Source organism: Massilia eburnea, assembly GCF_009720745.1.
GTDB classification, from domain to species: domain Bacteria; phylum Pseudomonadota; class Gammaproteobacteria; order Burkholderiales; family Burkholderiaceae_D; genus Rugamonas; species Rugamonas eburnea.
On sequence record NZ_WNKX01000004.1, the window covers coordinates 63,961 to 88,526 of the forward strand.

At 62.3% G+C, this 24,566-nt stretch carries 18 protein-coding genes; 10 read left to right on the forward strand and 8 right to left on the reverse strand.

Going from position 1 to position 24,566, the window contains the following annotated elements:
• Genes parC through GM658_RS06485 form a run of 4 tightly spaced genes read right to left on the reverse strand, consistent with a single transcriptional unit; the run spans position 1 to position 7,781 of the window.
• Positions 1-2,352 (reverse strand): DNA topoisomerase IV subunit A, encoded by a 2,352-nt coding sequence (gene parC, locus GM658_RS06470; RefSeq protein WP_155453203.1) that lies wholly within the window; start codon positions 2,350-2,352, stop codon positions 1-3.
• 18 nt (positions 2,353-2,370) lie between these two features.
• On the reverse strand, positions 2,371-4,071 hold the full coding sequence (locus GM658_RS06475) for a J domain-containing protein (protein ID WP_155453204.1): 1,701 nt from the start codon (positions 4,069-4,071) through the stop codon (positions 2,371-2,373).
• Positions 4,071-5,780, reverse strand: coding sequence for a molecular chaperone HscC (locus GM658_RS06480; RefSeq protein WP_155453205.1), 1,710 nt, complete (start codon positions 5,778-5,780; stop codon positions 4,071-4,073). The genes GM658_RS06475 and GM658_RS06480 overlap by 1 nt, the downstream gene beginning before the upstream one ends.
• Positions 5,781-7,781 (reverse strand): DNA topoisomerase IV subunit B, encoded by a 2,001-nt coding sequence (locus GM658_RS06485; protein ID WP_155453206.1) that lies wholly within the window; start codon positions 7,779-7,781, stop codon positions 5,781-5,783.
• Between the two features lie 160 nt (positions 7,782-7,941).
• Between GM658_RS06485 and GM658_RS06490 the strand changes: the two genes are divergently transcribed.
• The 8 genes from GM658_RS06490 to kdpE all read left to right on the forward strand — a co-directional run bounded on the left by GM658_RS06490 (position 7,942) and on the right by kdpE (position 17,841).
• On the forward strand, positions 7,942-8,757 hold the full coding sequence (locus tag GM658_RS06490) for a response regulator (RefSeq protein WP_155453207.1): 816 nt from the start codon (positions 7,942-7,944) through the stop codon (positions 8,755-8,757).
• 107 nt (positions 8,758-8,864) lie between these two features.
• Positions 8,865-9,611: a TorF family putative porin gene (locus GM658_RS06495; protein ID WP_155453208.1), complete on the forward strand. Its 747-nt coding sequence runs from the start codon at positions 8,865-8,867 to the stop codon at positions 9,609-9,611.
• A gap of 230 nt (positions 9,612-9,841) precedes the next feature.
• A complete protein-coding gene (locus GM658_RS06500) occupies positions 9,842-9,931 on the forward strand; it encodes a potassium-transporting ATPase subunit F (RefSeq protein ID WP_155453209.1) in 90 nt (29 codons plus the stop codon).
• A gap of 1 nt (position 9,932) precedes the next feature.
• Positions 9,933-11,714 carry a potassium-transporting ATPase subunit KdpA gene (kdpA, locus tag GM658_RS06505; RefSeq protein ID WP_155453210.1) on the forward strand — a complete coding sequence of 594 codons (1,782 nt, stop codon included), beginning with the start codon at positions 9,933-9,935 and terminating at the stop codon, positions 11,712-11,714.
• Positions 11,715-11,726: 12 nt separating this feature from the next.
• On the forward strand, positions 11,727-13,823 hold the full coding sequence (gene kdpB, locus GM658_RS06510) for a potassium-transporting ATPase subunit KdpB (RefSeq protein WP_155453211.1): 2,097 nt from the start codon (positions 11,727-11,729) through the stop codon (positions 13,821-13,823).
• A 13-nt stretch (positions 13,824-13,836) separates the two neighbouring features.
• On the forward strand, positions 13,837-14,421 hold the full coding sequence (gene kdpC / locus GM658_RS06515; protein WP_155453212.1) for a potassium-transporting ATPase subunit KdpC: 585 nt from the start codon (positions 13,837-13,839) through the stop codon (positions 14,419-14,421).
• Between the two features lies 1 nt (position 14,422).
• Positions 14,423-17,134 carry a two-component system sensor histidine kinase KdpD gene (kdpD, locus tag GM658_RS06520; RefSeq protein WP_155453213.1) on the forward strand — a complete coding sequence of 904 codons (2,712 nt, stop codon included), beginning with the start codon at positions 14,423-14,425 and terminating at the stop codon, positions 17,132-17,134.
• On the forward strand, positions 17,134-17,841 hold the full coding sequence (gene kdpE / locus GM658_RS06525; protein WP_155453214.1) for a two-component system response regulator KdpE: 708 nt from the start codon (positions 17,134-17,136) through the stop codon (positions 17,839-17,841). The genes kdpD and kdpE overlap by 1 nt, the downstream gene beginning before the upstream one ends.
• Positions 17,842-17,983: 142 nt before the next feature.
• Here kdpE and GM658_RS06530 read toward each other — a convergent pair whose 3' ends face one another.
• The 3 genes from GM658_RS06530 to GM658_RS06540 are packed head-to-tail and all read right to left on the reverse strand — an operon-like array spanning position 17,984 to position 20,596.
• Positions 17,984-19,153 carry a vWA domain-containing protein gene (locus GM658_RS06530; RefSeq protein WP_155453215.1) on the reverse strand — a complete coding sequence of 390 codons (1,170 nt, stop codon included), beginning with the start codon at positions 19,151-19,153 and terminating at the stop codon, positions 17,984-17,986.
• Position 19,154: 1 nt separating this feature from the next.
• A complete protein-coding gene (locus GM658_RS06535; RefSeq protein ID WP_155453216.1) occupies positions 19,155-19,742 on the reverse strand; it encodes a GNAT family N-acetyltransferase in 588 nt (195 codons plus the stop codon).
• Positions 19,742-20,596 (reverse strand): AAA family ATPase, encoded by an 855-nt coding sequence (locus GM658_RS06540; RefSeq protein ID WP_155453217.1) that lies wholly within the window; start codon positions 20,594-20,596, stop codon positions 19,742-19,744. The genes GM658_RS06535 and GM658_RS06540 overlap by 1 nt, the downstream gene beginning before the upstream one ends.
• A 240-nt stretch (positions 20,597-20,836) precedes the next feature.
• On the opposite strand from GM658_RS06540, the gene GM658_RS06545 reads away from it, so the two are divergent.
• Both GM658_RS06545 and GM658_RS06550 read left to right on the forward strand, forming a co-directional pair.
• Positions 20,837-21,157 (forward strand): c-type cytochrome, encoded by a 321-nt coding sequence (locus GM658_RS06545; protein WP_155453218.1) that lies wholly within the window; start codon positions 20,837-20,839, stop codon positions 21,155-21,157.
• An 11-nt stretch (positions 21,158-21,168) separates the two neighbouring features.
• Positions 21,169-21,510 (forward strand): c-type cytochrome, encoded by a 342-nt coding sequence (locus GM658_RS06550; protein WP_130310397.1) that lies wholly within the window; start codon positions 21,169-21,171, stop codon positions 21,508-21,510.
• 128 nt (positions 21,511-21,638) lie between these two features.
• On the opposite strand, the gene GM658_RS06555 is transcribed toward GM658_RS06550, so the two are convergent.
• Positions 21,639-24,503, reverse strand: coding sequence for an ImpA family metalloprotease (locus tag GM658_RS06555; RefSeq protein WP_170298703.1), 2,865 nt, complete (start codon positions 24,501-24,503; stop codon positions 21,639-21,641).
• Between the last annotated feature and the right edge of the window lie 63 nt (positions 24,504-24,566).

Genomic DNA, 24,566 nt, shown 5'->3' on the forward strand with positions numbered 1-24,566 from the left:
TCAGGTGTTCGGCAGCAAACCCGTAGGCTTGATACGCACCGGCATCGGCTTACCCTTGCGCGCGCGCTTGCCAAAGTGCGGCCCCAGCGCCGTCGGCCCCATGCGGTCTTCCTTGGCCTTCTGCGCATTGCCAATACCCAGCACGGTCACGCCTTTATCCGTGATCGCGCAAGCCGCAACCAGCTTTTCCTTATCCGCCAGGTCCATCAGGATCACGCCGCGGCCGCCGTTGGACAGCACCTTCATCTCGTCCATGCCGAAAACCAGCAGGTTAGACTTCTCCGAAATCACAGCCACCGCGCTCGCGCCCTCAGTCACCACGGTCGGAGGCAGCGGTTTCGCACCTTCATCCAGCGTGATGAACGCCTTACCGCCCTTAAGGCGCGACACCATGTCGCCGGCCTTGGCGATAAAGCCATAACCCGCATCGGACGCCAGCAGCAGCTGCTTGTCGCCAGTGCCGGCGTAGTAGTGCAGCAGGCGCGCACCGCCAGAGAGGTCGACCAGGGTCGTAATCGGCACGCCATCGCCACGCGCGTTAGGCAGCGCAGCGACAGGTACGGAATACACTTTGCCATTGTCGCCAAAGCCCAGCAGGGTGTCCACGGTACGGCACTCGAACGCGCCATACAGCGAATCGCCCGCCTTGAAGGCGAACTGCGCCGGATCGTGGCCGATGCCGGTACGCGCGCGCACCCAGCCTTTTTCCGAAATGATCACGGTGACCGGTTCGTCGGCCACCTTCTGTTCAACGACCGCTTTCTGCGCTTCTTCGATCAGGGTGCGGCGCGCGTCGCCATAAGTCTTGGCGTCGCTGTCGATTTCCTTGATCACCAGGCGGCGCAGGGTGGCCGGGTTGTCCAGCACGTCCTGCAGGCCTTCGCGCTCCTTGCGCAGCTCGGACAGTTCCTGTTCGATCTTGATCGCTTCCAGTCGAGCCAGCTGGCGCAGGCGGATTTCCAGGATGTCTTCTGCCTGGCGGTCCGACAGCTTGAAGCGTTCGATCAGCGCTGCCTTTGGCTCGTCCGAATTGCGGATGATGGCGATCACTTCATCGATGTTGAGCAGGACGATCTGGCGGCCTTCCAGAATATGGATGCGCTCATCGACCTTGTTCAGGCGGAACTGGGTACGGCGGGTCACGGTGGCGAAGCGGAACTCGATCCACTCGCCCAGGATTTCGCTGATGCCCTTCTGGCGCGGACGGCCATCGCCGCCGATCATCACCAGGTTCATGGAAGCCGAAGTCTCCAGCGAGGTGTGCGCCAGCAGCATGTGCATGAACTCAGTCTGGTTCTGATTCTTCGACTTCGGCTCGAACACCAGGCGCACTGCAGCTTCGCGGCCCGCTTCATCACGCACCTTGTCCAGCTGGCCCAGGATCAGGCCTTTCAGCGCCACCTGTTCCGGCGACAGGGCTTTCTTGCCCAGCTTGACCTTCGGATTGGTCAGTTCTTCGATTTCTTCCAGCACCTTCTGTGCCGAAGTGCCTGGCGGCAGTTCGTACACGACGGCTTGCCACTGGCCGCGCGCCAGTTCTTCGATCTTCCAGCGTGCGCGCACCTTCATCGACCCGCGGCCCGAGGCGTACATATCGTCAAGCTGCGCACGCGGGGTGATCAGCTGGCCGCCGCCCGGGAAGTCCGGGCCCGGGATCAGCTCCATCAGTTCCGCGTGACTGATCTTCGGATTGCGGATCATCGCCACCGCAGCTTTCGCCACTTCGCTCAGGTTATGCGAAGGGATTTCGGTGGCCAGGCCCACAGCGATACCGGAAGCGCCGTTCAGCAGGACCATCGGCAAGCGTGCCGGCAGCAGGGCAGGTTCTTCGTATGAACCGTCGTAGTTGGGGATGAAGTCCACGGTGCCCTGGTCGATTTCGTCCAGCAGCAGGCGCGAAATCGGGGTGAGGCGGGCTTCGGTGTATCGCATTGCCGCGGCGCCGTCACCGTCGCGCGAACCGAAGTTACCCTGGCCGTCGATCAGCGGGTAGCGCAGCGAGAAGTCCTGCGCCATGCGCACCAGCGCGTCGTACACCGACTGGTCGCCGTGCGGGTGCAGCTTACCCAGCACGTCGCCGACCACGGTGGCGGATTTGCGGGGCTTGGCGGTCGGGCCCAGGCCCAGTTCATTCATCGAATACAGGATGCGGCGCTGCACTGGCTTCTGGCCGTCGCACACGTCCGGCAGGGCGCGACCCTTGACCACGGAAATGGCGTAATCAAGGTAGGCGCGTTCGGCGAAGGTCGACAGGGTCAGCGATTCGCCGCCGTCATCGCCGCCGCTGCCGTTGCCGCCGCTTGGCGGCAGTTCCGGCGTTGGATCGTCAAAGAGGTTTGCTTGAGTAGACATTGTTGCGTTTTCAGTGTGTCAATAGTTGTAAGTCGCCGTATCGCGCTCGTTCATCGCGCGATACATGGAGCTGCCGATGAAGATTGCGAGCATCAGCAGGAAGTAGAACAGGGTAGGAAGGCGCTGGTCTGCCACGTCCTTGAAAAGTTTCAGCTGGCCGAGGGCCATGACTTTGATAAAGAAGAACAGCGGCCAGGCGATGTAAAGTGAAAGGTCGAACTGCGCTACGAACAGGCCGGTCACTACCATCAGCCATGCGAACACCAGCTGCAGCGGCGCCGCAGACGGCGTGCCTGATGCCAGCAGGAGCATCAGGATCACGCCCAGGATCCAGACGATGCGGATGGTCATCAGCCGGCCGCCGCCGATGCGGGCCCAGTCCACATGACGGATTTCGGAGGTGTTGATCAGGCATTGCAGGCCTACGCACGTCATCAGTGCGATGGTCCAGTGCCAGGCCGGGAATACCAGATTGCTCAAGAAGAAGGCCATTGCGCCAGAAAGCGCAGCAAGCCACAGCCATCCTTGTTTGTTCAGGAAGGGGGCGGCGGCCAGCACCGCCATGCCGGAACTGGCGAAGATGGCCAGGCCGACTGTCAGCTGTAAAAGCAATGATGGCGTGGGGTAGAACATGGCCAGGCTGGCGGCCGAAAATGGCAGTAGCCACGCATAGCGCGCCCGCATTTTTGTCGCGTCGTCGTACAGGTAGGGCAGCAAGCGCTCATGCCATGTTTCCTTAAGTTGCTGCGGCGGACGGAATGCGAGCAGCGCGCCTCCGCCCATGCTCAGCCCCAGGCAGGTGCTCATCAGAATGCAGAAACGCAACGTATCCATGCTATCGGCCATCAAGCTGCCCGCGACCACTCCGGCCAGCGCGAGCCCGACGACCAACGAGTAGAAGGCCGTTTCGATGAAATACTTCTTGGTGCGGACCTTCTCCCGCCACCATTGCACCACATCGCGCTCGAGATGGTATTCGAGGACTTCCGGAAAGCGCCAGGTGATTACTTCAAGCAGCCCAGCCATTTCCTTCATGAAGTTCTGGCTCATCGTGTCTTTGTCGAAGCGTGGCGGCACTTTGGCTTGCAGCTTGTGGTAGGCGTTAAAACCGTTGTCCATCGAGCGCATGTAGTCCATACCCTTGTCCGCACGGAAGCGCGCCATAGCGAAATAGGCTGTATTGCCGTCGATGCGGGAAAGGTGGCTAGCGTCGTCTTCCCACCGGAAGTGCTCGACCAGCGCGTCGCGTATCTCGCGATCGTAGCCGGCAACCGCGCAGTAGCGGCCAGCAATGACCTCCAGCGCGTCCTGCGCGAGTAAGCTCAGCGAGGCTTCATTGGCGCGCTCGGCGAACCTGGCAGCGGTCTTTTTGATGGGGACATCAAGGAAATCCTGCCATACCTGCGCAGCTTCTTTCCAGGCTGCGGCCAGCATTTCCTCGCGCACCTGCTCGGCGTCCGCCGTGGTCTCGACGGATGACGAAGCCGGTGCGCTGGGGACTGGCGAGCCGTCGGCGGCAGCAACTTCGTCGGTTTCTTCAGCGGTATGACAGTTGTAGCGCGCCTCGGCCAGCGCCTGATCGTAGGCGCCGCGCAATGCCTGGAAGCCTTCGGCATCGTCTTCAGGGCGCGTCTGTTTGAGCTGTCTGGCGTAAGCGCGCTTGATCGCGCGCTCGTCGCTGGTCGGCTCGATGCCGAGGATATCCCAGGCGTCCCTCATCAGAATACTCCGTCGGCTTCCAGGTGAGCGAGTACTTTTTCCAGCGTGGTGCGGGCTTCGCCCACTCGGCGCGGATCCTGGCTTTCAAGGGCCGCCTGGAAGACGTTGATTTGTTCGCCGAGGTAATTGCGCACATCGCCCAGGGACAGCTCGTACATGCGGTCGGCGCGCGCCAGCAAAGTGCGGTTTTCGATCTGGTCGCGTGGATGGATCTTCAAGTCGGCCAGTTCGGCGAAGCGCTGCTCGATCTCTTCCTGCGTCATCACGCCGGCATTTTCGGTGATGACGATCTTGTGCTTTTCCTTGGTCTCCAGCACGTGGGCTTCCACTTCCAGCACGCCGCTAATGTCGTAGGTAAAGCGGATGTCGACGCCGATCTGGCCTGCCTTCTTTGGCGGCACAGGGAAGGATATCTTGCCCAGATAGATATTGCCATCGACCATACGCGATTCCCCCTGGTAGACCTGCACCAGCAGCTCTTTCTGGTAATCGGAAATCGTCGCCACGTTTTCGGTGCGCGAGACCGGCACCGGCGTATTGCGTTCGATAATAGGCAGGTAGTGGCCGTGGCTGTACTGGTTAGGGCCAATCTGGCGCGAAATGCCGATGCCAAGGGAGTATGGCGAAACATCGGTCATCACCACTTCTTCCAATGCTGCATCGCGCATCTTGAGGCCGGCCTGCACGGCGGCGCCGAGGGCCACGGCTTCGTCCGGATCGAGATGCATGGCCGGGAAGCGGCCGAACATGCGCGAGACCAGCTTGCGCACGATAGGCATGCGGGTCGCGCCGCCAGCGAGCACCACGGTGTCGAGGTCCATGGCACGGATGGTGGAATCGCGCAGTGCGCGTTCAACCGGCGTGCGCAAGCGCGCCAGCAGCGATTCGCCGATGCGGTTCAACGCTTCCTCGGTCAGCTCCCATTTGTATTCCTGCTCCGACCAGGTGACGGAGAGCCAGACGCTGTTCTGCTCCGTCAGCTGGCGCTTGGCGCGCTCCGCTTCGTCGCGCAGGCGCTGGCGCAGGTGGGCGTCCGATGGGCGGCTGCCCAGGGCCTTGTTCAATCCCGAGTATTCGCGGAAGGACTCCACGATGGCGTCGGTGAAGTCCTCGCCGCCCAGGAAGTTGTCGCCGGCCGAGGCACGCACTTCCATCACGCCCTCGAACAACTCAAGGATCGAGACGTCGAAGGTGCCGCCGCCCAGGTCGAAAACCAGGAATTTCGACTCCTGCTCCTTGTCCTGGATGCCGTAGGCGAGTGCCGCGGCAGTCGGTTCGTTCAGCAGGCGGTCCACTTTCAGGCCCGCCAGTTGGCCGGCGGCACGCGTGGCCTTGCGCTGGCCGTCGCTGAAGTAGGCCGGCACGGTGATGATCGCTTCTTCGACCTTGTGGCCGAGGAAGGCTTCGGCATCTTCCTTGAGCGCGCGCAGCACCATCGACGACAGTTCTTCCGGACGGAATTCCTTGTCGCCGAGGCGGATGCGCTTGTCGCTGCCCATATAGCGCTTGAAGATTGCCGCCGTCATATGCGGGTGCGTCTGCAGGCGCTCGCGGGCCGCCTTGCCCACCAGGATGGTGCCGTCATCATCCAGCCCGACGCAGGAAGGCGTCAGGTTGTCGCCCAGCGCGTTCGGGATGATTTGCGGCTTGCCGTCGCGCCAGATGGCGACCAGGCTGTTGGTGGTGCCAAGGTCGATACCGATGATCATTTAGATATCCGCTTCTACTTCGTTACCGTGTTCTTCGATCCATGCGCGGCGGGCGGCGGCTTCGCCTTTGCCCATCAGCATATTGAAGCGCGAGGAGGAATAGCCGTGGTCGAAATCGCCCAGCGACACCGGCAGCAGGCGGCGGGTATCCGGATTCATCGTGGTTTCCCACAGCTGCTCCGCGTTCATCTCGCCCAGGCCCTTGAAGCGGGAGATGGTCCAGGAGCCTTCTTTCAAGCCGTCCTTGCGCAGCTTGTCCTCGATCGCGACCAGTTCGCCGTCGTCCAGTGCATACAGCTTCTGAATCGGCTTCTTGCCGCGCGCAGGCGCGTCGACGCGGTACAGCGGCGGACGCGCGATGCAGATATTGCCGTTCTCGATCAGTTTCGGGAAGTGGCGGAAGAACAGGGTGAGCAGCAGCACCTGGATGTGCGAGCCGTCGACGTCCGCGTCGGAGAGGATGCAGATTTTGCCGTAACGCAGGCCGCTCAGGTCCGGTGCGTCGCCGTAGTTGTGCGGGTCGACGCCGATCGCCACCGCGATGTCGTGGATCTCGTTGTTGGCGAACAGGCGGTCCTTGTCGGTCTCCCAGGAGTTCAGCACCTTGCCGCGCAGGGGCAGGATGGCCTGGAATTCCTTGTCGCGGCCCATCTTGGCCGAACCGCCCGCCGAGTCACCCTCGACCAGGAAGATTTCAGTGCGTGCGGTATCGTCCGATTCGCAATCGGTCAGCTTGCCCGGCAACACGGCCACGCCGGAAGACTTTTTCTTTTCGACCTTCTGCGCTGAACGCAGGCGTGATTGCGCTTGCTTGATCACCAGCTCGGCCAGCTTCTTGCCGAAGTCGATGTGCTGGTTCAGCCACAGTTCCAGCGCAGGCTTGGAGAAGGTGGACACCAGGCGCACCGCATCGCGCGAATTCAGGCGTTCCTTGATCTGGCCCTGGAACTGCGGGTCCAGCACCTTTGCGGACAGCACGAAGGAAGCGCGTGCAAACACGTCTTCCGGCAGCAGCTTCACGCCTTTCGGCAGCAGCGAGTGCAGTTCGACGAAGTTCTTCATCGCGCCGAACAGGCCTTCGCGCAGGCCCGATTCGTGGGTACCGCCGTTCGGCGTCGGGATCAGGTTGACGTAGGACTCGCGCACCACGGCGCCTTCCTCGGTCCATGCCACCACCCAGGACGCGCCTTCGCCTTCGGCAAAGCCTTCCGCATCCGGAGTGGCGAACTGCTCGCCCTCGAACAGCGGAATCAGGGTTTCGCCGCCGGAGGTGGTCTGGGCCAGCTGTTCATTCAGGTAGCCGCGCAAGCCGTCCTTGTACATCCAGGTCTGTTCGTCGCCGTTCTTGGCGTTTTTCAGCGTGACCGATACGCCGGGCAGCAGCACGGCCTTGGAGCGCAGCAGGCGTTGCAGCTCGACCTGCGAAATCAGCGGGGAGTCGAAATACTTCGCATCCGGCCAGGCGGTGACGCGGGTACCGGACTTCTTGCCATCCTTCGGCGCAGGCTCGGAGCGCAGCGGCTCCACCAGGTCACCGTTTTCGAAGGCGATATTGTGAAAACCATTGCCGGCGTCGTCTTTACGCCACACTGCGATTTCCAGGCGTTTGGACAGCGCATTGGTGACGGACACGCCAACACCGTGCAAGCCACCCGAGAAGGCGTAGGCGCCGCCCGAACCCTTGTCGAATTTGCCGCCCGCGTGCAGGCGGGTAAAAACGATTTCTACCGTCGGCACGTTTTCTTCAGGATGCAGGCCGACCGGGATGCCGCGGCCATCGTCTTCGACGGTGATGGAGCCGTCAGCATTCTGCGTTACGATAATATTTTTGCAATGGCCGCCCAGTGCTTCGTCGGAGGCGTTGTCGATCACCTCCTGGATAATGTGCAGCGGGTTCTCGGTGCGGGTGTACATGCCCGGGCGCTGCTTGACGGGTTCCAGTCCTTTGAGGACGCGGATGGATGATTCGCTGTAGTCGGAAACTGGTTTTTTAGTGGCCATACTTGTTCTTGGTAATGCAAAGTGCTGTGATTATATACAGTATTTTCCGGTAACTTGCGAATTGATGATGCATTTCACGCAAGTTTGACCGAACGCATGCTTGCGCATTCTATCCGCAACCGCGTGTGGCGCAAGGGAATCGGGGCAGTAAAATGGGTTTATGACCACAGTTCGGCGCCCGTTCGCAGTCAGGCTGGTCGGCTTCCCACCGGAGGCCGCGCGTGCGCTCGCACAGGGATTGGCCAAGGCGCCGGCCGACGGGCCCTCTTATATCTGCCTGTCCGACGACAGCCTGCAGGACCCCGACATCTATCTCGCCAATGGCACCGAACTGAAAGCGCTGGCCGCCATCGCATCGCTGGCCGCCGGCGAGATCCGCCCGGCCCTGGTGCTGGGAACGACCGGAGTCGCGCTGACCTACCCGAACTTGCCGCTGCCAGTGCAATGGTCAAGCATGTACGCGGAGCTGGAGCGGCTGGTGGAGCGCCGCGCAGAGGTGCTGGCCAGCCTGTCCGCGTCCGGCCAGTCAATGGTTCCCGAACGGCGGCGCCGCGAACGCCTCGACCTGGACCTGACCGACCCCGCCGTCTATCACAAGATGCGCAAGCCGCGCCGCGAAGGGGCCGTGCTGTGCGTGGATGCCAACGCCACCTTCAGCGAACACCTGGGTCTCTCGCTCAAGCAATTCGGCACGCCGGTCTTGTGGGCGGTCGACGGCGTGGCTGCCTTGGCGCTGTGCCGGCAGCAGGCGGTAGCTGTGGTGCTGCTGGATTTCGCCGCCCCCATCATCGACCACTACCTGCTGTGCGCCCAACTGCGCAGCGAGGAATCGCAGCCCGAAGTGATCTTCCTCGTGCAATCCGCGCACGACTACGACAGCACCCGCGCCCACGCCGCCGGCGCCGCCGGCATGCTGGACAAGCCACTGGCCCAGCACCAGGTCCAGGCCGTCCTGCGCAAATTCATGCGCTTGTAACCGTGAATGTTTACGCCTTCTTTACTGAGGGGGCCTGAGTTTTAAGGCTGTTTTTACGGGCGAGTCGATAGAGTTTTGCTTCGACTACATCGAAGGAACTCGTCACCATGAAAAAACTGATTCTTGCTTCCGCCGTGCTGGCGGCTTGCACCCTGTCGGCTCGCGCGGAAGATGCGAAGCCGGATAATGAAGCCAGCTTCAACGCTGCCATCACCTCGGACTACCGCTACCGAGGCGTTTCCCAGACCCGCCTGAAGCCTGCGCTGCAGGGCGGCATCGATTACGTCAATGACCCGACCGGCCTGTATATTGGCGCCTGGGCTTCCACCATCAGGTGGACCAAGGACGCCGGCGGCAGCGGCAACGTGGAACTGGACATCTACGGCGGCAAGCGCGGCCAGCTCACAGCGGACGTCAGCTACGACGTCGGGGTACTGAGCTATGTCTATGCTGACAATGGCCTGAAGCACGTGCCAGGCTTCGCTGATGGCGACACGACGGAGATCTACGGCCAGGTCGGCTATGGTCCGGCGACCCTGAAGTATTCGCACTCCGTCACCAATCTCTTTGGCTACGTCGACAGCAAGAACTCCGGCTACCTGGACCTGAGCGCCAACATCAACGCCGGCAATGGCTACGCCTTCAACCTGCACGCCGGCCACCAGCGCGTGCACAACAACAGCGTTGCGAACTATACCGACTGGAAGGCCGGCGTGACCAGGGACCTCGGCTTCGCCAGCGTGCAGCTGGCCGCTGTCGGCGCCAACGCCAGCAGGATTGCCTACGCTTCGCCGGCCAACGGCAAGTTCCTCGGCAAGAATGCTTTGCAGCTCACCCTCAGCAAAACATTCTAAGCTGGGCAAGGCCTGCACTGACGGCGCCTGCGGGCGCCATTTTTACGACTTGTTTACAGCGGGCTGCGGAGTCTTTACACCGATTTTAGGCGTGGATCGATAAGCTGGTTCACTAGCAAACAAGACTTTTCGGGGAAAGAAATGGACTTCGTATTTATCGGCGCAATCGTCGCCTTCGTCGCACTGATAGCCGCCATGGCGGCCGGCTGCGACAAGCTGGGAGGCAAGCAATGAATATCTTTTACGTCATCGGCTCGCTCGCTACGGCCGGCCTGTTGGTCTACCTGCTGGTAGCCTTGCTCAAAGCGGAGGATCTGTGACATGAGCACCCAATCCTTCCTGTTGCTGACAGTTTTCATGGTGGTGCTGATTGCTGCCGCCTGGCCCCTCGGCGGCTGGCTGGCCCGCGTGGCTGATGGCCGCAGAGTGCCCTGCCTGGGCTGGCTGGGCGCCTTGGAAAAGCTGCTGTACCGCGCGGCCGGCGTGCCGCTTGACACTGAAAAGCAGGGCATGGGGTGGAAGGCTTATGCGGTCGCGCTGCTGGCCTTCAACGGACTGGGCGTGTTGTTCGTCTATGGCGTGCAGCGCACGCAGCAATGGCTGCCGCTGAACCCGCAGGGCCTGGGGAACATCAGCCCGGACTCCTCGTTCAATACTGCTGTCAGCTTCGTCTCGAACACCAACTGGCAGGGATATGTGGGCGAACAGGCCATGAGCTACCTGAGCCAGATGCTGGCGCTGGCGCCGCAGAACTTCTTCTCCGCAGCCACCGGTATCGCCGTCGCCTTCGCCCTGATCCGCGGCTTTGCGCAGCGTTCGGCCAAATCGATCGGCAACTTCTGGGTCGACTTGACCCGCATTACGCTATACCTGTTGCTGCCGCTGTCCTTCGTCTACGCTGTGTTCCTGGTCGGGCAGGGCGTGATCCAGAACTTCTCAGCGTACCAGGAGGTCGCGCTGGTCGAACCATTTACCTATTCCGCGCCTGGTGCAACACCGCAGGCCCCATCGCAAACGCTGGCCGCTGCCACGCAGACTATAGCCATGGGGCCGGTCGCTTCGCAGGAAGCGATCAAGATGCTGGGCACCAACGGCGGAGGCTTTTTCAACGCCAACTCGGCCCACCCCTACGAAAATCCGACGCCGCTCACCAACTTCGTACAGATGCTGTCGATCTTCCTGATTCCGGCTGGCCTGTGCTTCGCCTTCGGCCACTTGGTAGGCGACCGCCGCCAGGGCTGGGCCGTGCTGGCTGCAATGAGCATCATGTTCGTGGTGGCGGCAGCCGGCATCATGGCCGCTGAGCAGTCCAGCCATCCGGCCCTGCAGGCGATGGGTGTCGACCAGGCGGCCAGCGGCCTGCAGCCGGGCGGCAATATGGAAGGCAAGGAGGCCCGCTTCGGCATCGCCGCTTCCGGGCTGTTCGCCGCTGTCACGACCGCCGCTTCGTGCGGCGCCGTGAACAGCTTCCACGATTCCTTCACGCCGCTGGGCGGGATGGGCCCGACCCTGCTGATGCAGCTGGGCGAAGTGATCTTCGGCGGCGTGGGTTCCGGCCTGTACGGCATGCTGATCTTCGCCATCATGGCGGTGTTCATCGCCGGCCTGATGATCGGCCGCACCCCGGAATACCTGGGCAAGAAGATCCAGTCGTATGAGATGAAGATGACTTCCATCGCCATCCTGGTCACGCCGACCCTGGTGCTGGTGGGGACCGCCGTCGCCATCATGCTGGACGTAGGCAAGGCCGGCGTGGCCAACCCTGGCGCGCACGGTTTCACCGAGATCCTGTACGCCTTCAGCTCGGCCGCCAACAACAACGGCAGCGCCTTTGCCGGGATCTCCGCCAACACGCCGTTCTACAACACCATGCTGGCCATCGCCATGTGGTTTGGCCGCTTCGCCATGATCGTGCCGGTGCTGGCCATTGCCGGTTCGCTGGCTGGCAAGCAGCGCCTGCAGGTGACTTCCGGCACCATGCCGACCCACGGCCTGATGTTCGTGTTCCTGCTGATCGCCGTTGTGCTGCTGGTCGGCGTGCTGAATTATGTTCCTGCGCTGGCGCTTGGCCCGGTCATCGAACACCTGCAACTGTATAAATAAGGAGTGCACATCATGTCGCAATCGCATGCGATCCCGGTCGCCCAAGCAGGGCAGCGCCTCAAGCTGTTCGAATCGAAGCTGGTGCTGCCTGCCATGATCGAGTCCTTCTACAAGCTCAATCCTGCGGTGCAGCTGCGCAGTCCTGTGATGTTCGTGGTGTATGTCGGCAGCATCGTCACCACGCTGCTGTACGTACAGTCGATTTTCGGCAAGGGCGAAGCCAGTTCAGGCTTTATCCTGGCCACCGCAATCTGGTTGTGGTTCACCGTGTTGTTCGCAAACTTCGCCGAAGCGCTGGCCGAGGGCCGCAGCAAAGCGCAAGCGGCTTCTCTGCGTAGCCTGAAGCAAAGCGTCACGTCGAAGAAACTGAGCACGCCCAAGCTTGGAACCGCCTGGCTGCCATGCTCCGCCACCGACCTGCGCAAGGGTGACTACGTGCTGGTGGAAGCCGGCGATGTGATCCCGATTGACGGGACCGTGATCGAAGGCGTGGCGTCGGTGGACGAAAGCGCAATCACCGGCGAATCGGCGCCCGTGATCCGCGAATCGGGCGGCGACTTTTCCTCCGTCACCGGCGGCACGCGCGTGCTTTCCGATTGGCTGGTGGTACAGGTGACCGCGAATCCTGGCGAGACCTTCCTCGACCGTATGATCGCCATGGTGGAAGGCGCCAAGCGCAAGAAAACCCCGAACGAGATCGCCCTGACCATCCTGCTGGTGGCGCTGACCATCGTGTTCCTGGTAGTGACGGCGACCTTGCTGCCGATGTCCATGTTCTCGGTGGAGGTAGCAAAATCCGGCACCCCGATCACCATCACAGTGCTGATCGCGCTGCTGGTATGCCTGATTCCAACCACCATCGGCGGCCTGCTGTCGGCCATCGGCGTGGCCGGCATGAGCCGCATGATGCAGGCCAATGTGATCGCCACTTCCGGCCGTGCGGTGGAAGCCGCCGGCGACGTCGACGTGCTGCTGCTGGATAAGACCGGCACCATCACTCTCGGCAATCGCCAGGCCTCCGCCTTCTTCCCGGCGCCGGGTGTGACCGAGCGTGAACTGGCCGACGTGGCGCAACTGGCCTCGCTGGCGGATGAAACGCCGGAAGGGCGCAGCATCGTGGTGCTGGCCAAGCAGAAGTTCAATATCCGCGAACGCGAACTGTCGCCGGTGCATGCTGCCTTCATCCCGTTCACCGCACAAACGCGTATGAGCGGCGTCGACATGGACGGCCGCGAGGTACGCAAGGGCGCCGCCGAAGCCGTGCGCAAATACGTGGAAGCGCAGGGCAAGGACTTCCCATCCGACGTGCTGCGCAGCGTGGACGACGTGTCGCGCCGCGGCAGTACGCCGCTGGTGGTCTCTGATTCCTGGCGCGTGATGGGCGTGGTGGAGCTGAAAGACATTGTGAAGGGCGGCATCAAGGAGCGCTTCGCCGAACTGCGCCGGATGGGTATCAAGACCGTGATGATCACCGGCGACAACAGGGTGACCGCCGCCGCCATTGCGGCCGAAGCAGGTGTGGACGACTTCCTGGCGGAAGCAACGCCGGAAGACAAGCTGAAACTGATCCGTGACTACCAGTCCGACGGCCGCCTGGTTGCCATGACCGGCGACGGCACCAACGATGCGCCGGCGCTGGCCCAGGCCGACGTGGCGGTGGCAATGAGCTCCGGCACCCAGGCGGCGAAAGAAGCCGGCAACATGGTCGACCTGGATTCCAATCCGACCAAGCTGCTGGAGATCGTGGAAATAGGCAAGCAGATGCTGATGACGCGCGGCTCGCTGACCACGTTCTCGATTTCGAACGACATCGCCAAGTACTTTGCGATCATTCCAGCCGCCTTCGTGGGCACCTATCCTCAGCTCAAAGCCCTGGACGTGATGCACCTGGCGAGCCCGAATTCGGCCATCATGTCCGCCGTGATCTTCAACGCGCTGATCATCGTTTTCCTGATCCCGCTGGCGCTGAAGGGCGTGCGTTACCGTGCCATCGGCGCTACCGCGCTCCTGCGCCGCAACCTGCTGGTGTATGGCGCCGGTGGCCTGGTCCTGCCCTTCATCGGCATCAAGCTGATCGACTTGCTGCTGTCGGCGTTCAACCTCGTTTAAGCTGGAGAACAAGATGATTTCGACTTTTCGCCCCGCCCTGGTGCTGTTCGGCGCACTGACCCTGGCTACCGGCGTGCTCTATCCGCTGGCAGTGACTGGCGTTGGCCAGGCGCTCTTCCCGCATCAGGCAGCGGGCTCCATCATTGAAGTGGATGGCAAGGCGGTTGGCTCCGCGCTGATCGGCCAGCAATTTACTTCGCCTGAGTATTTCTGGAGCCGCCCATCGGCAACCGGACCAATGCCATATAACGCCAGCGGTTCCTCGGCGTCCAACCTCGGACCGCTGAACCCCGCCTTGACGGATGCCGTCAAAGCCCGTGTCGATGCGCTGAAGGCGGCCGATCCCGCCAACACGGCGCCGGTTCCGGTCGACCTGGTCACGGCCTCGGGCAGCGGCCTCGATCCGGAAATCAGCCTGGCTGCAGCCAACTACCAGGTCAAGCGTGTCGCAGCGCAGCGTGGCATGTTGCCGGAGTACGTGCAGAAGCTGATCGAACAGCACGCCTCGCACAGGATGCTGGGCATTTTTGGCGAGCCGCGCGTGAATGTCCTGGCGCTCAATCTGGCGCTGGACGGAAAAACCCCGCATACTCGCTGACATGATTCCACTCGACGACGACCGGCCAGACCCCGACGCGCTGCTGGCGCAAATGCAGGAACAAGAGCGCAAGGCCGCCCGCGGAAAGCTGCGCATTTACTTCGGCGCCTCGGCCGGAGTTGGCAAGACCTATGCAATGTTGTCGGCCGCCCGCAAGTTGCAGGCGGCCGGCCAGCAGGTACTGGTCGGCGTTATCGAAACCCACGGCCGCAGCGAGACCGCCGCGCTGGTGGATGGTTTGGAGATTCTGCCCCTCAAACCGATCGATTACCGCGGCAAGTCCCTGGGCGAATTCGACATCGACATGGCGCTCGAGCGCCGGCCCCCGCTGATCCTGATTGACGAGTTGGCGCACTCCAACGCACCGGGCTCGCGCCATCCCAAGCGCTGGCAGGACGTGGAGGAATTGCTGGAAGCGGGCATCGACGTCTTCAGCACCGTGAACGTGCAGCACCTTGAAAGCCTGAACGACGTAGTGGGCGGCATCACCGGCATCCAGGTCAACGAAACCGTGCCGGATACCGTGTTCGACGCCGCCGACGAAGTGGTGCTGGTCGACATCCCAGCCGACGAACTGCTGGCGCGCCTGAAGGGGGGCAAGGTCTATCAGGCGCAGCAAGCCGAACGCGCTGCACAGAACTTTTTCCGCAAAGGGAACCTGATCGCCCTGCGCGAGCTCGCCTTGCGCCGCACTGCCGACCGCATTGAAGACGACGTGCGCGCCTATCGCGTCGAGCAATCGATCGACACCATCTGGAAGACCGGCGCATCGGTGCTGGCCCTGGTTGGCCCGCGCCCTGGCTGCGAACAGGTGGTGCGCAGCGCCGCGCGGCTGGCGGGGCAGCTGGGCACGGAATGGCATGCGATCTATGTCGAGACGCCGGCCTTGCAACGCCTGCCCGCCGCGCAGCGCGAACGCATCCTGAAGATGCTCAAGCTGGCGCAAGACCTGGGTGCAACGACGGCCGTGCTCTCCGCCAGCAATGTCGCCGCCGCAGCTGCGGAATACGCGCGCAGCCACAACCTGTCCAAGATCGCGATGGGCAGGGCGCATGACAGCAGCCCATGGCGCCGCTCCCACATCCGCAACCTGGCAGCCAGGGCGCCGGACATTGACCTGATCGAAGTTTCCGGCAGCGAGCGCGAGACGGCGCCCGCAACGGCGGGGGGCGGCTCCACTGCCGCCGAAGACGCGGTGGAGGACGCGCTTCGCTTCAAGCGGCGCGCGATCGGCTACGGCGTGGCGGCCGCCTCCAGTGTTGGCATGGCTTTGCTGGCGACGCCGCTGCTGCCGTACTTCGACCTGGCCAACATCGCCATGCTGTTCCTGCTGGTGGTGCTGCTGGTCGCGGTGCGTTACGGGCGCGGCCCGTCCGTGCTGGCGACCTGCCTCAGCGTCGCCTGTTTCGACTTCTTCTTTGTGCCGCCGCGCTTCAGTTTCGCCATCTCCGACCTGCAATACATGATTACGTTCGGCGTGATGCTGGCGGTCGGCCTGATCACCGGTCACCTGACCGCAGGCCTGCGCTTCCAGGCCCGCGTCGCCTCTTACCGTGAAGCGCGTGCCCGTGCCTTGTACGAGTTTGCGCGCGAAATGTCGGGCGTGCTGCAGACGGAGCAGGTCTTCGAAACCACCGCGCGCTTCGTGCAGTCCACTTTCAATGCCAAGGCTACGCTGCTGGTTCCTGATGCCGAAGGCAAGCTGCACCTGCCGCCGGGCGGCGCTGCACCTGCAGCGCTGGACCAGGGCGTGGCGCAATGGGCCTTCGACCATGCCGAAAGCGCCGGCCTGGGCACCGGGACGCTGCCCGCCAGCCCGCTGTTCTACATGCCGCTGGTCGCACCCATGCGCACGCGCGGCGTGCTGGCGATCGAACCGGCGCAGCGGCGCTGGATCCTGATCCCCGAACAGCGGCAGCACCTCGATACCTTCGCAGCCCTGGCGGCCATCGCGCTGGAACGCGTGCACTACGTCGAGGTGGCGCAGGACGCCCTGGTCAATATGGAATCTGAACGGCTGCGCAACTCCCTGCTGGCGGCACTGTCGCACGACCTGCGCACCCCGCTCACGTCGCTGGTCGGCCTGTCCGAATCGCTGGCCGGTTCGCGCCCGGCCTTGCCGGAGCAGCAGCTGGAACTCGCCAACTTCCTGCACTCCGAAGCATTGCGCATGAGCGCCCTGGTATCCAATCTGCTCGACATGGCTCGCATTGAAAGCGGCGAGCTGAAATTCAACCTGCAATGGCAGCCGCTGGAAGAAGTGGTCGGCAGCGCCTTGCGCGCCAGCCGACTGCAGCTGGCCGGCCATAAAGTGAGCACCCAGCTCTCGCTCGGCCTGCCGCTGCTGCGCTTTGACGCCGTGCTGATAGAACGCGTGCTGTGCAATCTGCTGGAGAACGCCGCCAAGTACACACCGCCCGGGTCGTCGGTCGTGATCTACGCCGTGCAGCGCGGCGAATTCGTCAGGGTGATGGTGTACGATAACGGCCCCGGCGTGCCACGCGGCCGCGAAGAAGCAGTCTTTGAAAAATTCACCCGCGGAGAGAAGGAATCTTCCAAGCCGGGCGTTGGCCTTGGACTGGCGATTTGCCGCGCCATCGTGGAAGCCCATGGCGGCACGATCGCCGTGGATAAATCGCCGCTGGGAGGAGCAGCTTTCGTCTTCACGCTGCCGATTGGCACGCCGCCGCAGCCGCCGGAAATCGAGGAATAATGAACACGCAACAAACCGAGATAGTTCCCACCGCACTGCTGGTGGAAGACGAACCACAGATCCGCCGCTTTGTGCGCGCTGCGCTGGAAGAAGAAGGCTGGCACGTGCACGAATCGGCCAGCATGCAGCGCGGCCTGATCGACGCCGGCACGCGCAAGCCGGACCTGGTGATCCTCGACCTGGGCCTGCCAGACGGCGACGGCATCGACTTCATCACCGATTTGCGCGAATGGTCGAACGTACCGGTAATCGTGCTGTCCGCGCGCGTCAACGAAGCCGACAAGATCAAGGCGCTCGACGCCGGCGCCGACGACTACCTGAGCAAGCCTTTCGGCACTGGCGAACTGCTCGCCCGCGTGCGCGCCACGCTGCGGCGCCAGCGGCAACCGCAAGCTGACAAAACCGGCCAGGTGCAATTCGGGGAAGTAATGGTGGACTTGCCGAACCGCCGCGTCACCAAACGCGGCGAGCACGTACACCTGACGCCCACCGAATACCGCCTGCTGTCGGTACTGGTGGCCAACGCCGGCCGCGTCATGACCGCCCCGCAGCTGCTGCGCGCCGTCTGGGGGCCCGCGCAATCGGACAACAGCCACTACCTGCGCATCTACATGGGCCACCTGCGCCACAAGCTGGAAGACGACCCGGCCCAGCCGCAATACCTGCTGACCGAAACCGCCGTCGGCTACCGCCTCCAGCTAAGTTGAATTGCCGAGTCCGTGTCCCACCGTGGGGTCACACCCGAAATGAGACACGGCCTCGTCCATTCTGAGTCGAACCAGCCCTTATAGCGCCTGAGCTCGTGTCCCGTTTCGGGTGTGACCCCATGGTGGGACACGAGCTCGGCCGTTACTTGCTCAGCATGCGCATGGCGCGTTCGAGGCCTTCGATGGTGATGGGAAACATGCGGTTCTGCATGATCTGGCGGATCACACTGATCGATTGGCGGTATTGCCACAGGCCTTCGGGCTCGGGGTTGAGCCAGATGAACTTGGGGAAGTGCGACGTGAACCGGCCTAGCCATTCGGCGCCGGCTTCTTCGTTGTTGTATTCGACCGAGCCGCCGGGCTGCAAGACTTCGTAGGGACTCATGGTGGCGTCGCCGATGAAGATCAGCTTCGTGTCGGGCGGGTATTTGCGCAGCACGTCCCAGGTGGCAAAGCGTTCGGCGTTGCGGCGGCGGTTGCTGCGCCACAGGTAGTCGTAGACGCAGTTGTGGAAGTAGTAGAACTCCATGTTCTTGAACTCGGTCTTGGCGGCCGAGAACAGTTCTTCCGCACGCTCGATGTGGTCGTCCATCGTGCCGCCGACGTCCATCAGCATCAGCACTTTGACGTTGTTCTTGCGCTCGGGCTGCATCTTGATGTCGAGATAGCCGGCGTTGTTGGCGGTGGCGCGGATGGTCTGGTCCAGCGCCAGTTCTTCCGCCGCGCCTTCGCGCGCGAACTTGCGCAGGCGGCGCAGGGCGACCTTGATGTTGCGGGTGCCCAGTTCGCGGTCGCCGTCGTAGTCCTTGTAGGTGCGCTGCTCCCACACTTTCACGGCCGTGCGGTTGCCGCCCTTGCCGCCGATGCGGATCCCTTCCGGGTTGGTGCCGCCGTTGCCGAAGGGGGAGGTGCCGCCGCTGCCGATCCATTTGTTGCCGCCTTCGTGGCGTTCTTTCTGCTCTTTCAGCAGCTCGTTCAGGCGGTCCATCAGCTTGTCGTAGCCGAATTTTTCCAGCGCGGCGATCTGCTCGGGTGTCAGTTCGCGCTTCATGCGCTGCAGCAGCCAGTCGAGGGGTATCTCCTTGGTGGTGTCGAAGACGGCGTTGATGCCTTTGAAGTATTGGCCAAAGGCGCGGTCGAACTTGTCGTAATTGGCCTCGTCCTTCACCAGGCACAGGCGGCTCATGTAGTAGAAGTCGTCCAGCGAGGGTTCCAGCACCTGCTTTTGCATCGCTTCCAGCAAGGTCAAGAACTCCTTGATCGTCACCGGGATCTTGGCGTCTTTCAGCGTGAAGAAGAAGTCGATCAGCATGTTAGGCCCTCCGCGCCAGCAGGTACTTCAGCTGGGCTTTCACTTCCGGCCATTCGCCGCGCACGATGCTGTACATGACGGTGTCGCGCACGGTGCCGTCGCGGCGCACGGCGTGGTGGCGGATCACGCCGTCCTTTTTCGCACCCAGGCGTTCGATGGCTGCCTGCGAGGCGTGGTTGAAGTTGTCGGTGCGGAAGCCGACCACGGCGCAGCCCAGGGTTTCAAACGCGTGCGTCAGGAGCAGCAGCTTGCAGGTGGTGTTGACGTGGGTGCGCTGCGCGCTGCGGCGGTACCAGGTGTAGCCGATTTCCGCGCGGTCGATGGCGGGCACGATGTCATGGTAGCTGGTGGTGCCCAGCACCGTGCCGGTGGCTGTTTCCACCACGGCGAAGGCGAGGCGGGAAGGACGCATTTCCAGCGCGGTGGCGATGTAGCCTTCCACCTTGTCGGGTTCGGGCACGGAGGTGATGCGCAGCTTCCACAGCTCGCCGTCCTGCGCGGCTGCGCGTAGGGCGTCGGCGTGCTGCGGGCCAAGCGGCTCCAGGCGCAGGCCGTTGGCTTCCAGCGTGACCGGGGTTGGTGCGTCCATCAGCGGTTGGTCCTCGACATGAATACCAGGCGTTCGAACAGGTGCACGTCCTGTTCGTTTTTCAGCAGCGCGCCGTGCAGCGGCGGGACGGCTGCCTTCTGGTCTTTGCCGCGCAGGACTTCAGGCGGAATGTCTTCGGCCATCAGCAGTTTGAGCCAGTCGAGGAATTCGCTGGTGGAAGGCTTTTTCTTCAGTCCCGGCACGTCGCGCACTTCGTAGAAGGTTTGCAGGGCGGTGGCCAGCAGTTCCTGTTTCAGGTGCGGATAGTGGACTTTGACAATGGCTTCCATCGTGTCCTTGTCCGGGAATTTGATGTAGTGGAAGAAGCAGCGGCGCAGGAAGGCGTCCGGCAGCTCTTTCTCGTTATTGGAGGTGATGATCACCAGCGGGCGGTGTTTCGCAGTCACCATTTCGCGCGTCTCGTAGACGTAGAACTCCATGCGGTCCAGCTCACGCAGCAGGTCGTTCGGGAATTCGATGTCGGCCTTGTCGATTTCGTCGATCAGCAGCACCACCGGTTCCGGCGCGGTGAACGCTTGCCATAGCACGCCTTTGACGATGTAGTTGTGGATGTCGCGCACGCGCTCCTCGCCCAGCTGGGAGTCGCGCAGGCGCGAGACCGCGTCGTATTCGTACAGGCCTTGCTGGGCCTTGGTGGTGGATTTGATATGCCACTGCATCAGCGGCATGTCGAGCGCGGCGGCCACTTCTTCGGCCAGCATGGTCTTGCCGGTGCCGGGTTCGCCCTTGATCAGCAGGGGGCGCTGCAGGGTCAGGGCCGCGTTCACGGCCAGTTTCAGGTCATTGGTGGCGACGTAGTTGTCGGAGCCTTCAAATCGTTGCGGTGCGTGCATATTCAAACTTCCGGTGAAAGGATATCAATGGAAGTATATGTCAGAGCCGGGATTCGAGAGCAGTATGGCAATAGTGAGCATAAGTTGTCATAAGGGAACAAATATGGATGTTGCCTGATCTACCTTATGGACGATCCTCCAACTAGTAAGGTAAAATCGCAGGTTGAGAGCGCGCAGGCCAGGTTTTTATGCGCCAGGCAGTATTCGATTACAACTGATTCTGAATCTGAAGCCCATACTATGAAAAAAATCTTCGCACTCCTCGCGCTGGCCGCCGTAGCGCAGGCTGCCGCAGCCGCGGACATCGTCGGCGACGCCAAGAACGCAAAAGGCAAGATCGAGATGTGCATTGGCTGCCACGCAATTGCCGGCTACAAAGCGACCTTCCCGGAAGTGTTCCAGGTTCCCATGCTCGGCGGCCAGAACGCCAAGTACATCGAAAACGCGCTGAAGGGCTACCAGAAGGGCGAGCGCAAGCACCCGACCATGAAGGGTATCGCCGTGAGCCTGTCCGACCAGGACATCGCTGACATCGCAGCGTTCTACTCCCAGCAGAAATAAGGCCCGGAACCATGAAAAAACTGATTATTGCTCTGTTCTGCTCCGCCGTCTCGTTCAGCGCCCTGGCTGGCGGCAACATCGAAAACGGCAAGGCCCTGACTGAAAAGTACAGCTGCGCTGCCTGCCACGGCAAGGATTTCAATTCCCCGATCGACCCGAGCTATCCTAAGCTGGCCGGCCAGCACAAGGACTACCTGCAGCATGCTCTGACCGCCTACAAGCGCGGCGACGCGCCGAACGGCCGCTCCAACGCGATCATGACCGGCCAGGTCAAGCCGCTGACCAACAAGGACATCCAGGATATCGCCGCCTACCTGCACTCGCTGCCAGGTTCGCTGGTGCTGAAGCGCTGATCCCGCGCCACCTGAAAAAAGCCCGCCAAGTGCGGGCTTTTTTATTGGTTAGCGGCCGATGCGTACCGGTGCCAGACCCTTGGGTCTGACACCGGTTCACCGGTTTCAGCGCCTTTGGCGCCGTTACCTTAGTAGCCTGCCGGATAGGTGGCGGTGGCCGTCATGACGATCGGCGCTCCCACTTTCGCCGGTGTGGCGCTCAGGTAGTTCATCGGGAAGTACAGCTGCTGCACCGCCGTGTAGCCATAGGCCGCAACCTGCGCTTTCGCTTCCGACGAGGTGGTAATGCCCCACAGCGCGAACATCGGCCCCATGTCGCGGCCAATGATGTTGGAGGTGGCGATCAGCATGAAGTCGTTGCCGCTGATCGAGCCAGGATAGGCGGCGTAAGCGCCAAAGCCGAAGCCCGTGGCTTTGGTGGCCCAGGTCGACGCTGCCTGTCCGAAGTCGCGGTCCAGCAGATAGAGCAGCGTGACCAGGTCCCAACCATCCGGGAACTGTGGGTTGTAGTAGCGGGCGTATTCCACCAGCTGCCGGTAGAACATCACGCGGGCAGAATTGTTGGCGGCATAGCTGGTATCGCTCCAGGTGCTGTTATACATGGCCGTGACGGGATCGGCCGTACCAAGTGCCGCCTTCAAATCATTGAAGACTGCTGCGCCGGTATTCGGACGGGCGATGATCGGCGATGCCAGGCCGGCCGCGGTCAGGTTGAACTTCATCTGCTTATGCATCGGGAAGATGTTGTTCGACACCTCGGTCGATTGGCCCCCGTAGATCTTCAAGCGGCCTGGCTGGATGTTGTGGCCGATCTCGTGCGACTCGCCCCAGCCGAGAGGGTTGAATGCCCAGTCCTGGTCGTAAGGGTTGCCGGAACAGCCGTCGCCGCACAATGCGTGAACGTCGCTGATCACATGCTGCATGGTGTCGCGGCGATGCTGCGTACCGGTGCAATCCCAGCCTTTGCTGTTGCAGAAGGAGGTGACGGCACTGGCCAGTGACAATTGGCCGCTGGAAGAATTGAAGCCGGCCAGTTCATAAGTATCCTTGACCGTGTACTTGAACGTATCGGATGCCAGGGCAGCCATATCGCCGTTGTAGCTGGCCATGGTTGTCTTGAAATGGTCCAGGGTCGAATGCAAGGTCAGGGTATCGGTGGCAAAGCCAACCCAGTTGGTGACCGTGGAATTCACTTCAGCCGCGAAGGCGGCAACTGCCGTCGGATCGTTCGGGTTGCGCAGCACCGGGTGGGTGACGACGCCATCCACTTGCACCGTGACCGTTTGGCTGCCCGAAGCGGCAGCGTCGATGAACAGCATCAGCGGTCCGCCGTATGGGCTGGTGATGCTGACCGCTTTGTTCGCCGCCAGCGCCGCACGCGGCGACGAAATCTGCGTTGGGCGATCGAACAGGTTCTTGTCGAACTCCCTGGTGGTATCGCGCAGCATGTTCAGGCCAAACTTGACCGTGCCGGTCCCGCCGTCGGTGCGGGTCAGCGTCACTTTCCTGCCGGGGATGACGTACAGGCCGGTCAGGTATTCCCTGGTTCCGCTGGTTGGCAGCGTGACAGTCACCGTTTGCGAGATGGTCGGCGTGGCTGCCGGAATCATCGTGGCGAAATTGCCCAGGTTCTTGGCCACGGCCGAACTGTCGCGGTTGATGTAGGCGGTCGCGTCGGAGAAGTAGGCGCGGAAGAAGTCCTGCTCATTGACGGTCTTGTCCATCGGATAGCTGACGTTTTCGCGGTACTTGTCGCCCAGAAGTACCAGCAGTTTTTCCAGCTGGTAGCCGGCCTGGTCGAACAGTCGCGTGCCATTGGCGTCGAACTGGCGCATGGTCGTGCGGATTTGCGCCGCCTGCGTGCCGAACTCGGACATATAGGTGGCGTCGCCGTCGCAGTTGACCGGGCTCGAAGTGCCGCAGCCGCTCCAGGTCGTGCTGAAGGTACCTTGCTCGAGCCGCGTCAGCAGCGCTTGAATGCTCGCCAGTTTCGCCGGCTGGGTTGGCAGGCTTGCGGGGGCAAATGCTTTCAGGCCTTCCTGTCCCCAGTAGTTGGAGTTGTGCGCCAGACCGAAATAGGTGGACAGGCGAGTGGCCAGGTCATTGGCGTCGCGGTTGTGATTCAGGTACAGCACGGGAATGCCCCGCGCCTGCGCGGCGCTGACCGCTTGCAGCACCGTGTCGCCGGAATAATTCTTCCCTTGGTCGCTGCCGATCACCAGCAGGTTGGCTCCCTGCAGGCAGCCCGCCAGCGCCGCGCCGTCGCACGCATCGTCGGCCTGGGTGCCGGTGCTCGCCTGGCCATTGATGGTGACGCCCTGGTATTTGGCGTAGAACCAGTCGCGTACTTTCTTCTCATGCGGGAACCAGTAGCTTTCCGTCCCTGGCACTTGCGCCACGACCACTTTGAAGGTGGCTGGGGCGGCGGCGGCGGCGGAAAGCCAGCCGACAGTGTTGGCCATGAGCTTGTCCATCTCGGCATTGCCGGGGACGCCGATGGGATTGCCGCCGAAAGCGGCGTAACGCGTATTGTTCACGGGCGTGTTGCCTGCGATGCCCAGCGCAACGCCGGTGCCGGCCGTGGCGCCGTTGTACTTCCAGTTGCTTGGCAAAATGAGATGATTGCGCGCCGCGTCCTGCAGCGTGAAATAGGCGGAATCGTGCGATGGGTCCCAGTCGATATTGCCCACGTTACTGGAAATCGCCTGCCGCACGTCGGCATAGGCAGCGACCTGGGTAGACAGCAAGGACTGGGCTGCCGTCAGCACGGTCGGCAGGGTGACATTGCTGGAATTTCCCGAGCTCATGGCCACTTCGAGTGCCGAGGTGGTGGGACCCGGCGGCGTGCCCGGATTGGAAGTGCCGGTTCCTGGCGCGCCGGCGGTGTCAGAGCCATTGCCTCCACCGCCGCCGCAGCCGTACAGTGTTGCCGCTACGAAGAGCAATGGAATGGTCGCGCGCAGGCCGCTATGCTGCGTAAAAAGTCTTGCCATATTCATCTATTCTGGTTTTTGTTGACACAAGGAAAGATAACGGTAACACAAAAGTGGCCAATT

Excerpts from the sequence above, each read along its gene's own strand:
- GM658_RS06555 (WP_170298703.1), bottom strand. The coding sequence starts at position 24,503 with ATGGCAAGACTTTTTACGCAGCATAGCGGCCTGCGCGCGACCATTCCA.
- kdpE (WP_155453214.1), top strand. The coding sequence starts at position 17,134 with ATGAACACGCAACAAACCGAGATAGTTCCCACCGCACTGCTGGTGGAA.
- GM658_RS06490 (WP_155453207.1), top strand. The coding sequence starts at position 7,942 with ATGACCACAGTTCGGCGCCCGTTCGCAGTCAGGCTGGTCGGCTTCCCA.
- GM658_RS06480 (WP_155453205.1), bottom strand. The coding sequence starts at position 5,780 with ATGATCATCGGTATCGACCTTGGCACCACCAACAGCCTGGTCGCCATC.
- kdpD (WP_155453213.1), top strand. The coding sequence starts at position 14,423 with ATGATTCCACTCGACGACGACCGGCCAGACCCCGACGCGCTGCTGGCG.
- GM658_RS06500 (WP_155453209.1), top strand. The coding sequence starts at position 9,842 with ATGAATATCTTTTACGTCATCGGCTCGCTCGCTACGGCCGGCCTGTTG.
- GM658_RS06485 (WP_155453206.1), bottom strand. The coding sequence starts at position 7,781 with ATGGCCACTAAAAAACCAGTTTCCGACTACAGCGAATCATCCATCCGC.
- GM658_RS06540 (WP_155453217.1), bottom strand. The coding sequence starts at position 20,596 with ATGCACGCACCGCAACGATTTGAAGGCTCCGACAACTACGTCGCCACC.
- parC (WP_155453203.1), bottom strand. The coding sequence starts at position 2,352 with ATGTCTACTCAAGCAAACCTCTTTGACGATCCAACGCCGGAACTGCCG.
- kdpB (WP_155453211.1), top strand. The coding sequence starts at position 11,727 with ATGTCGCAATCGCATGCGATCCCGGTCGCCCAAGCAGGGCAGCGCCTC.
- kdpC (WP_155453212.1), top strand. The coding sequence starts at position 13,837 with ATGATTTCGACTTTTCGCCCCGCCCTGGTGCTGTTCGGCGCACTGACC.
- GM658_RS06530 (WP_155453215.1), bottom strand. The coding sequence starts at position 19,153 with ATGCTGATCGACTTCTTCTTCACGCTGAAAGACGCCAAGATCCCGGTG.
- GM658_RS06495 (WP_155453208.1), top strand. The coding sequence starts at position 8,865 with ATGAAAAAACTGATTCTTGCTTCCGCCGTGCTGGCGGCTTGCACCCTG.
- GM658_RS06550 (WP_130310397.1), top strand. The coding sequence starts at position 21,169 with ATGAAAAAACTGATTATTGCTCTGTTCTGCTCCGCCGTCTCGTTCAGC.
- GM658_RS06535 (WP_155453216.1), bottom strand. The coding sequence starts at position 19,742 with ATGGACGCACCAACCCCGGTCACGCTGGAAGCCAACGGCCTGCGCCTG.
- GM658_RS06545 (WP_155453218.1), top strand. The coding sequence starts at position 20,837 with ATGAAAAAAATCTTCGCACTCCTCGCGCTGGCCGCCGTAGCGCAGGCT.
- GM658_RS06475 (WP_155453204.1), bottom strand. The coding sequence starts at position 4,071 with ATGAGGGACGCCTGGGATATCCTCGGCATCGAGCCGACCAGCGACGAG.
- kdpA (WP_155453210.1), top strand. The coding sequence starts at position 9,933 with ATGAGCACCCAATCCTTCCTGTTGCTGACAGTTTTCATGGTGGTGCTG.